General features: G+C 56.7%; 3 protein-coding genes. All 3 read left to right on the plus strand.

Annotated elements, in window-relative coordinates:
- Positions 1-191: 191 nt before the first annotated feature.
- Positions 192-1,112 (plus strand): acetyl-CoA carboxylase, carboxyltransferase subunit beta, encoded by a 921-nt coding sequence (accD, locus tag RSSM_RS20165; protein ID WP_008683023.1) that lies wholly within the window; start codon positions 192-194, stop codon positions 1,110-1,112.
- A gap of 4 nt (positions 1,113-1,116) precedes the next feature.
- Positions 1,117-2,031 (plus strand): serine/threonine protein kinase, encoded by a 915-nt coding sequence (locus tag RSSM_RS20170; protein WP_008683025.1) that lies wholly within the window; start codon positions 1,117-1,119, stop codon positions 2,029-2,031.
- Between the two features lie 638 nt (positions 2,032-2,669).
- On the plus strand, positions 2,670-6,371 hold a 3,702-nt coding region (locus RSSM_RS20175; RefSeq protein WP_008683027.1), incomplete at its 3' end, for an Ig-like domain-containing protein.

Here is a 6,371-nt window from a genome sequence, read left to right on the forward strand (position 1 = left end):
AAAGGACCGTTCCTGCTCGACGTGGAAGTTCCCTACCAAGAACACGTCTTGCCCATGATCCCCGGCGGTGCCACCGTCGATGATATGATCATGGATTGACGCGTCGTTTTCGTAGATAATGACTAATCTGTCTCGTGGCCGCGCCCGTCGCGGTCAACGCTGACCTTTTCGAATACTCGAGTTGACAACCTGTGGACACAACGATTCCCGCTGATTCGGCTGGCGCCACACCATCCCCCGATTCCCCAACGCCAAACGCCGAAGGCGCCCCGGCGGCCGCTTCCGCTGCGACCGCCGCTGGAAAAACGCCGCGACGCAAAGGGGTGCCGGAAGGGCTGTGGCTCAAATGCGACGGTTGCGGAGCGTCGCTGTATCGCAAAGAAGTCCAACAACAACTCAACGTCTGCCCGAAGTGCCACCATCACTTCTACGTCAGTGCCCGCGAACGCATCGCCCAGGTGCTCGACGAAGGCACGTTCGAGCCAATGAACGAAGAGTTGCTGCCGACCGATCCGCTCGAGTTCAAAGACCGTCGCCCGTACGCGGAGCGACTCGTCGGCGAACAAAAACGCACCGGCCTGACCGACGCGGCCCTGACCGGCACCGGCATGATCCGCGCCCGCCGTGTCGCGTTCGCGGTAACCGACAGCGCGTTCATCATGGGCAGCATGGGCAGCGTCGTCGGCGAACGATTGACCCGGCTGATCGAACGAGCCACCGAACAAAACCTCGCGTTGATCATCATCAGCGCCAGCGGCGGTGGTGCCCGGATGCACGAAGGCATCCTGTCGCTCATGCAAATGGCCAAGGTTTCTGCCGCACTCGCTCGCTACCACGAGGCGGGCGGTTTGTTCATCAGCGTTCTGACGAATCCGACCATGGGTGGTGTCGCGGCGAGCTTTGCCTCCCTGGGCGATTTGGTTTTCGCCGAACCCAAAGCCCTGATCGGTTTCGCCGGACCGCGAACGATTAAGGCGACCATTGGCATCGAACTTCCCGAAGGTTTCCAAACCAGCGAGTTCTTGCTCGAACATGGATACATTGATCGAATCGTGCATCGCCGGTCATTGAAGACCGAGATTGCTAGCGTGATCGACTACTGCGGGAAGTAAAAGCGTGAGCTTTCTCGACTCTCTTCGTGGAATGTTCTCGAGTAGCGGTCCGACGCTAAAGAAAATCGACGTCGACTCGCGTTTCGCCCGCTCTCGTACCGCAGCCACCGGGACGATGAGTAACTTCTTCGTCGCCTATGACATCGAACGCAAGGAAGACGTCGGCGTCAAAATTCTCGACCCCGAGAAATTCGAACTTTTCGAAGCCCGCTTCAAAGGTCTCAATAAACCGATGGAAGGCGAAATCGCCCTCCAAATGAACCACGATCTGATCGTGAAGACCTACGAACACGGGGTGACCAGCAAAGGCGAACGGATCATAGTGATGGAATACATCCGTGGCCCGAGCATGCAGGACATCATCGTTCGCAAACGCCTCGAACTGATCGACGGCATGCAAATGCAGCTCATGCGGGAAATGGCGGAGGCACTGACCTACGTGCACCGCAGCGGCTTCATCCACCGTGACGTTTGCCCACGAAACTTCATCTGCACCCTGCCAACCGAAGACCAAAAAGTGGTTTCGGGCGTCAAACTGATTGATTTCGGGTTAACCGTCCCGGCGACTCCGCCCTTCATGGCACCGGGCAACCGGACCGGAACCCCACTCTACATGTCGCCGGAAATCGTCCGTCGCCGCAGCACCGACAGCCGTGTTGACGTCTTTTCGCTCGGCGTCACGTTCTACTGCCTGCTAACGTTCAGCCACCCCTGGCAGGGTGAGGTCGTGACCGGGCGGGCAGCGCTGCAGCATGACACGACCGAGCCAACCGACCTGCTCGAACGATGTGACCGCATCGATCCGCGTTTGGCCCGGGTGATCATGAAGATGATCCAACCAAACGTCGACAATCGGCTGAAATCCATCGACGAGTTCTTGAACCTGACTCATAAAGTGGAAAACGCTTTCGTTTCCTAGAGTCCCGAGACCTCTTCACTCCCGGGTAGCGAAACTCGCCAAAAGTTTCGGCGGCCCCTGTGAATCGCCGAAAGTCCTGGCGACTTTCGCTACGGGCTCACGGCGGTTTTCTAGTTGCGTACGGCTGAGCGCCGGAACTTCGCTGCGCTGCGGTCCGGCCTACGACAGATGTCTGCCGGCTTTTGCGAGCCCCTCATTTGCTGCGAACCGCCCTGGGAGGGTGACCACACCCATGGCGTCACCGGGCGTACAGGCATCCCCTCATAACACCTGATCGCCTTGTTGTTTGGGGCGTCACTTCTTCGGCAATTCATCCAGATTCCTTTAGCTTTTCTGGAACTTTGCGGCGGAATATTCCGTCTAACCGGCACCGCTGCCATCTTTCTGCTTATAGCCCACCGAGGAACGTTGATAACGCGGGGGCTCTAGGTAAGATAGCGGTGCTATTCAGATTTTCGCACCAGCGACAAGATTTTGGATTACGCTATCCGCACCACCCCGTAGACGCGGTGAGCGGGGCGTCTTCTCCCCATTCCGACCGACCGTGTCTTCGTCAGCGAGCCCTCCGCCGCCCTGGTACGAGCCTCCGAAATCCCCTCATCGACCAAGTCCATCACACCGAATTGCCGAGAATACAGATGAAGAATCTGCGTCACCTCCTTCGCCGCGTGAACCCCACGAAGTCACGCCAGCCCAGCGAAGTCCGGTCGCGTGGCCCGCTTTCGAAGAAACGTCGACTGCTCAGTGAATCGCTCGAACAGCGACAACTGCTCGCGGCAGACGTCGGCATCGACACGGCGGACTCGGGTGTGGAATACACCGATGTCGATGACTACTCCATTGCTCACAACTATTGGAATAAGTTCGACGTCAACAGCGACGGGTTCGTGACCGCGCTTGACGCACTCCGCGTCATCAACTTTATGAACGAGTCGGGCGAAGGCGAACCCACCGGCACGAGCGTCGAATACGCCGGCTTTGTGGACGTCAATGCCGACCACATGGTCACCTCTCTCGATGCGTTGCAGGTGATCAATCAACTCAACAGCGAAGGCGAAGGAGCGGACGACTTTGACGTTCGTTTCGAGCTGACCCCACGCAATCTCGATGACAGCCTGATCACGCAGACGGGCACCTACGATATTCCAGGCGTCGGAACCGGAATTGAATACACTGTGGACGAGGGTGACATCTTCAAACTGGAAGTGGCAGTTCAGGACGACCGTGGTCGCGGTCTCTCCTTCGGTGTCTTCCAAGCGGTCACGGACATCATCATCGATCAAACCGATGTGCTCGCTCCTGCGGTAGGTGAAATCCAGGGCTTTAACTTTGACCGCTCAATCGTTGGCGAAGGCTCGACTCCGAATAGTTCTATCGAGTTCTACTTCGCCGACGACACCAGCACGACCGTCTCCGGCTCGATCAGTGATTTCCTCGGAGCAAGTGATAGCGACACCGCTGAATACATCAGCGACGCGATTGTGGAACTCAGCAGCCTTCGCAGCGATCTCGACATTTCTGCTGACGACATTGACTCGAGTTTCTTCACGACATCGACGACGAGTCCGTACTTCTCACGTATCGAATACAACGGGCTCGATCTCGTTCTCGATGACATCCCTCGACTTGAAACTCGATTGATTATCGACGGAACCGAGGTGGTAGTACCGACCATCGAAGAAAACGTGATGGTCAATGGCGAGTTCAACCCGAACACGCTCGTTTCCCGCTATGAAACGTTCATGCGTAACGCCGGACAAAACGTTCCGGTCGATCCAAACAACAATGACGGCCTCGGGCCATTGATCTACGGTCAAGATCGCAACATCGGTTCGTTCGACACCGACGTCAACGGCACTGACATCTTTGATGAAGTTGGAACACTCGGCCCGGTCGGAAACTTGACGGCGATCATCGAAGACTTCACCTTCACAACCGCCTACGACGCATTTAGCATCCCCGTCATCGCTATCAGCGCCGCGTCCGACGTCGGCGTCAAACTCGACCAAGTCGAACCACGCGAAGGTTTCGAAGGCGTATTGATCTACGGTACGGACAACGGCAAAGAGGGTGTCGATCCGGATCGCGTGCGACTGGACGAACGGTCGGAGTTCCAACTCAATGTCATCGGTACGCAAACCGGCATCACCGCATCCAACGCAAGCCTCGGCGTTGAAGAAGACGACAACGATGGCGAGTCAGTTCAACTGACCGTCAACGCTTCTTCCGGAGAGACACCAACCTACGTGGTCACCAATCAGACCACTGATCTCGGCACCGCCTCCATTAGCAGCACCGGTGAGTTCACCTACGTTCCCGACGCCGACGCGTTCGGAACCGACTTGGTGACCTTCACCGCCAGCACCACATCCGACGGCACCGCAACGGCCACCGTCACCGTCACCATTGCTGCAGTCAACGACGCACCGGTCGCCAATGATGACAGCGGCATCTCGGTGGAAGTCGGTAATTCGGTGAACATCTCCGTCCTTGCAAACGACGACGCCGGTGGGAACTTCAGTGAACCGTTGAGTGAACTAAGTATTTCGTTCGGAACGACGGCACCAACCCTAGGAACAACTCAGATCGTTAACGATCAAATCGTTTACACGCCAACTCTCGGCGTAGCTAGCGGAACTGACACGTTCACTTACACCGTTTCCGACGGTGAGTTCACTTCCAACGAAGCAACGGTCACAGTGAGCGTCATCAACAACCAAGTTGGTGTTTCCGCCGGCGACAAGTCGATTACCATCGACGAAGACAATGGCGGTGCGACAACGAGCGCAGCATTGGTTGCAGACCTTGACGATGCTGATGCTTCTCTCATCGCCATCAACACCGGCACCGGATTTACGCTCAATAGTGCCACGCTGACTATGGGATCCGGAACGGTCACTTTCGATGATAATACCAACGAAATCTTCTACACCCCCGCGCAAGATTTCAACGGCACCGCTGAAATCACCTACAACGCCAGCAACTCAGAAGGTGGCGACGACGGAGTGATCACAGTAACGGTGACTCCGATTAACGACGCACCGGTTGCCACCGACCTGGACTTCAACATCAACGAAGGGACGACGATGACGTACAACGTCCTCTCGCCTGGTTCTCAAACCGGCCCATCGGACGTTGAAACCCCAACCGGAAACCTCACGGTCAACGTCGTCAGCCAACCGACCGACTTTGGCACCGTTTCGGTCGTCAACAACCAAATCGTTGTTGAGTCGACAGGCACGTTTGCCGATGGCGGGTTCAGCTTCACTTACAACGTGACGGACGCTGACGGTGCCGTATCCAATTCCGGTGTCATCGACATTAACGTGTTGAACGTCCAAGACGGGCCCGTCGCTAGCAACTCGACTCAGCCCGCAGTTACCGAAGGCGTTCAAACACTCAGCGTTGACCTCGACAGCTTGACGACTGTCGAAAACGACGTCGACCTCACTTACACCATCGAAACACTGCCTAGCTTTGGTTCGGCCAGCATCAGTAACGACACTCTGCTGTTCACACTGGGCGCCGATGAGAATGGCACGACGACCGTCGTATACCGTGCTGAAGTCACCGGAAACTCAAGCCTCTTTGACACCGGTACGATCACCTTCACGGTCAATGCCGAGAACGATGCTCCTGTCCTTGGAGCAATCGCGAATCAAACCGTTCCTGAATTCTCTTTCGTTGATATCGACGTACTTGCTCAGGCCAGCGACGTTGATAACGCCACCTCGTCGCTAACCGTTGAGATCGTCTCGCAAGGCACCAAGGGAACAGCCACCGTTAGTGACGGCGTTGTTCGCTACTCCCACGACACTGATCAGCTCGGTGCGGACACAATCCAAGTACTCGTCAGAGACCCTGGTGGACTGGCATCGGCAACCCAGACGATCAACATCAACATCACTGATGTCGTCCTCGCACCGGTCGCTAGCGACTCCACAATCAGCGCAGTCGAAGATGGTGCTGACGTGGAATTGGATTTGAACAACTTGGTCAACGCTCAAGCCGGCGTCGTGACGTTCACCTTCACCCAACCCTCGGACGGTTCCGCTTCGGTTACCAACGGCGTTTTGACGTACACGCCGGATGCCGACTTCTTTGGCCAAACCTCGATGACCTACACCGCGACCAACGCGTTGGGTAGCGACACCGGGACGATCACGATCAATGTCACTGGCACGAATGACGATCCGATCGCAGTCGCTGATTCAGTCGAAGCAATCAAGAACCTCACGATCGAGATCGACGTGCTCAGCAATGACACGCCGAACCCAGGTGGCGAGTCTGACACGATCACCGTCACGGTGGAATCTGGCGATGAACCGGCCAACGGAACC

Origin of the sequence: Aporhodopirellula sallentina SM41, from assembly GCF_000346505.1 — a bacterium.
Classification (GTDB): Bacteria; Planctomycetota; Planctomycetia; order Pirellulales; family Pirellulaceae; genus Rhodopirellula; species Rhodopirellula sallentina.